Here is a 3,578-nt window from a genome sequence, read left to right on the forward strand (position 1 = left end):
TTCGCTATAATCTTAACTTGTTTTGACACAAGTTCAGCTAAAAGGATATTTCTAAAACGCAAATTTATCTCGCTATCCAGTTTTCAAGGATCAAAAGGTAATACTTAAATGGTGGAGCCTAGCGGGATCGAACCGCTGACCTCCTGCGTGCAAGGCAGGCGCTCTCCCAGCTGAGCTAAGGCCCCAAAGTATAATATCAAGTTGTTTAATGGTGGGCCCTAGTGGACTCGAACCACCGACCTCACCCTTATCAGGGGTGCGCTCTAACCAGCTGAGCTAAGGGCCCATAATATTTATGAGTTTTTGTACCCATCAAGTGGGTGCGCTTGGCATCGTCCTACTCTCCCAGGACCCTGCGGTCCAAGTACCATCGGCGCTAGAGGGCTTAACGGTCGTGTTCGGGATGGGTACGCGTGGAACCCCTCCGCCATCGACACCAAACGTTACAGAGTTTGATCTCTGAAAACTGAATACGAGATAATTTGCGTTTTAATTTTAGGATAAGCCCTCGACCGATTAGTATTGGTCAGCTCCACACATTGCTGTGCTTCCACCTCCAACCTATCAACCTCGTCGTCTTCAAGGGGTCTTACTAATTGGGAAATCTCATCTTGAGGGGGGCTTCATGCTTAGATGCTTTCAGCACTTATCCCGTCCGTACTTGGCTACCCAGCGGTGCTCCTGGCGGAACAACTGGTACACCAGCGGTGCGTCCATCCCGGTCCTCTCGTACTAAGGACAGCTCCTCTCAAATTTCCTACGCCCACGACAGATAGGGACCGAACTGTCTCACGACGTTCTGAACCCAGCTCGCGTACCGCTTTAATGGGCGAACAGCCCAACCCTTGGGACCTACTTCAGCCCCAGGATGCGATGAGCCGACATCGAGGTGCCAAACCTCCCCGTCGATGTGGACTCTTGGGGGAGATAAGCCTGTTATCCCCAGGGTAGCTTTTATCCGTTGAGCGATGGCCCTTCCATGCGGTACCACCGGATCACTAAGCCCGACTTTCGTCCCTGCTCGACCTGTATGTCTCGCAGTCAAGCTCCCTTATGCCTTTGCACTCTTCGAATGATTTCCAACCATTCTGAGGGAACCTTGGGGCGCCTCCGTTACTCTTTAGGAGGCGACCGCCCCAGTCAAACTGCCCACCTGACACTGTCCCCGAACCGGGTTACGGTCCTAGGTTAGAACTCCGATACGATCAGGGTGGTATCCCAACGTCGCCTCCACCTAAGCTGGCGCTCAGGCTTCTTAGGCTCCCACCTATCCTGTACAGATCGTACCAAAGTCCAATATCAAGCTGCAGTAAAGCTCCATGGGGTCTTTCCGTCTTGTCGCGGGTAACCTGCATCTTCACAGGTATTAAAATTTCACCGGATCTCTCGTTGAGACAGCGCCCAAGTCGTTACGCCATTCGTGCGGGTCAGAATTTACCTGACAAGGAATTTCGCTACCTTAGGACCGTTATAGTTACGGCCGCCGTTTACTGGGGCTTCGGTTCACAGCTTCGGGATTGCTCCCTAACCACTCCCCTTAACCTTCCAGCACCGGGCAGGCGTCAGCCCGTATACTTCGCCTTACGGCTTCGCACAGACCTGTGTTTTTGCTAAACAGTCGCTTGGGCCTTTTCACTGCGGCCCCCTCGTGCTATTCACACTACCGGGGCACCCCTTCTCCCGAAGTTACGGGGTCATTTTGCCGAGTTCCTTAACGAGAGTTCTTCCGCGCGCCTTAGAATTCTCTTCTCGCCTACCTGTGTCGGTTTGCGGTACGGGCACCATCACCTGGCTAGAGGCTTTTCTTGGCAGTGTGAGATCATGACCTTCGGTACTATAATTTTCCCTCCCCATCACAGCCCAGCCTTACGATGTGCGGATTTGCCTACACATCAGCCTCACTGCTTGGACGAGCATCCATCAGCTCGCGTCACTACCCTACTGCGTCACCCCATTGCTCATAACGGCTTACGGTGGTACAGGAATTTCAACCTGTTGTCCTTCGACTACGCCTTTCGGCCTCGCCTTAGGTCCCGACTTACCCTGAGCGGACGAACCTTCCTCAGGAACCCTTAGGCTTTCGGCGGACAAGATTCTCACTTGTCTTTTCGTTACTCATACCGGCATTCTCACTTGTATGCTGTCCAGCGCTCCTTACGGTACACCTTCAACCTACATACAACGCTCCCCTACCCCTGCAACATACGTTGCAAGCCATAGCTTCGGTGGTGTGTTTAGCCCCGTTACATTTTCGGCGCAGAGTCACTCGACCAGTGAGCTATTACGCACTCTTTAAATGATGGCTGCTTCTAAGCCAACATCCTGGTTGTCTGTGCAACTCCACATCCTTTCCCACTTAACACACACTTGGGGACCTTAGCTGATGGTCTGGGCTGTTTCCCTTTTGACAATGGATCTTAGCACTCACTGTCTGACTCCCGGTTATAAGTCTATGGCATTCGGAGTTTGACTGAGCTTGGTAACCCTTGGCGGGCCCCGCACCCAATCAGTGCTCTACCTCCACGACTCTTGACACCGAGGCTAGCCCTAAAGCTATTTCGGGGAGAACCAGCTATCTCCGAGTTCGATTGGAATTTCTCCGCTACCCCCACCTCATCCCCGCATTTTTCAACATGCGTGGGTTCGGGCCTCCAGTGCGTGTTACCGCACCTTCACCCTGGACAGGGGTAGATCACACGGTTTCGGGTCTACGTCCACGTACTATGTCGCCCTATTCAGACTCGCTTTCGCTGCGGCTACGGCTCTTCACCTTAACCTTGCACGGGATCGTAACTCGCCGGTTCATTCTACAAAAGGCACGCCATCACCCATAGATCGGGCTCTGACTACTTGTAGGCACACGGTTTCAGGTTCTATTTCACTCCCCTTCCGGGGTGCTTTTCACCTTTCCCTCACGGTACTGCTTCACTATCGGTCGCTAGGTAGTATTTAGCCTTACCAGATGGTCCTGGCGGATTCATACGGGATTTCACGTGCCCCGCACTACTCGGGATCCGTCTCGGAGAGAACAGACTTTCAATTACAGGGCTTTTACCTTCTATGGCGGGCCTTTCCAGACCTCTTCGTTTAATCGGTTCCTTTGTAACTCCATGTGAGACGTCCCACAACCCCAAGAGGCAAGCCTCTTGGTTTAGGCTATTCCGCGTTCGCTCGCCGCTACTGACGGAATCACTATTGTTTTCTCTTCCTGAGGGTACTTAGATGTTTCAGTTCCCCTCGTCTGTCTCTTCATACCCTATGTATTCAGGTATGAGTGACTGGCTATTACACCAGCCGGGTTTCCCCATTCGGACATCCCCGGATCAAAGCTTGCTTACAGCTCCCCGAGGCAATTTCGCCGTTCGCCGCGTCCTTCGTCGACTCCTAGCGCCTAGGCATCCTCCGTGTGCTCTTAGTAGCTTAACCTAGATGATTGGTTTGCGTATCGGACCAGAGGTTCGATATGCAGCATTCATCGTACATTTCGCTATAATCTTAACTTGTTTTGACACAAGTTCAGCTTAAAGGATATTTCTAAAACGCAAATTTATCTCGCTATCCAGTTTTCAAGGATCAAA

The 3,578-nt window shown here is 52.1% G+C and carries 2 tRNA genes and 2 rRNA genes; all 4 read right to left on the reverse strand.

Annotation, left to right across the window (positions count from 1 at the left end):
• Positions 1 to 109 precede the first annotated feature (109 nt).
• Positions 110 to 185, reverse strand: a tRNA-Ala gene (locus ACFVQZ_RS36345).
• Positions 186 to 209: 24 nt separating this feature from the next.
• Positions 210 to 286: transfer RNA gene (locus tag ACFVQZ_RS36350), tRNA-Ile, on the reverse strand.
• A 38-nt stretch (positions 287 to 324) separates the two neighbouring features.
• Positions 325 to 441, reverse strand: a 5S ribosomal RNA gene (rrf, locus tag ACFVQZ_RS36355).
• A 55-nt stretch (positions 442 to 496) separates the two neighbouring features.
• Positions 497 to 3,426, reverse strand: a 23S ribosomal RNA gene (locus ACFVQZ_RS36360).
• Between the last annotated feature and the right edge of the window lie 152 nt (positions 3,427 to 3,578).

The sequence above is a fragment of the Streptomyces sp. NPDC057854 genome (assembly GCF_042797055.1).
Taxonomy (GTDB): Bacteria; Actinomycetota; Actinomycetes; order Streptomycetales; family Streptomycetaceae; genus Streptomyces.